General features: G+C 66.8%; 1 protein-coding gene. It reads right to left on the bottom strand.

What is annotated here, in order from left to right; genetic code table 11:
* Positions 1-410, bottom strand: a 410-nt coding sequence (locus QCE64_RS37860; protein ID WP_310009529.1) for a hypothetical protein, incomplete at its 3' end; no start/stop codon positions are given.
* Positions 411-473: the final 63 nt, after the last annotated feature.

Here is a 473-nt window from a genome sequence, read left to right on the forward strand (position 1 = left end):
AGAAAGCACTCTCTGAGTGCCTGAGCGGCGCATTCGATGACGTCGCTCTCAAGCGCGCGGGCGCCCGATGTGTCGAGGATTTCGGCGAGCGGCGCGAGCTGATCGGCGCGTCGTCCGACCTTGCCGCCTACGCGCACGATGTCGAGAAACGAGTCTCGATGTGCGGTGATCGAGCCACGCGCTTCCCGCACATAGCGCAGGAGCGGGAGAGGATCACGCCGCGATACGGCGCGCAATGCGCCGATTGCGCTCACGTGCCCGACGAAGTGCCCCTCGAACGAATGCAGGGGGCACCGCCACGCGGCGAAGGCGGCGCGCTCGGGCGTCGCAAACCGGCCGGCGTGGAGTCGCGCGTACGGCGGTGGTTCGGATGGAAGACGGGAATGGATTGCGGTGTCTCTGACGCTCACGGGTTCGCCCTCTTGTGGTGAGGTCCCGCGTCCCAATGGAAGAGGGAGACGGGCCAATAGCAG

The organism is Caballeronia sp. LZ043, assembly GCF_031451075.1.
GTDB lineage: Bacteria > Pseudomonadota > Gammaproteobacteria > Burkholderiales > Burkholderiaceae > Caballeronia.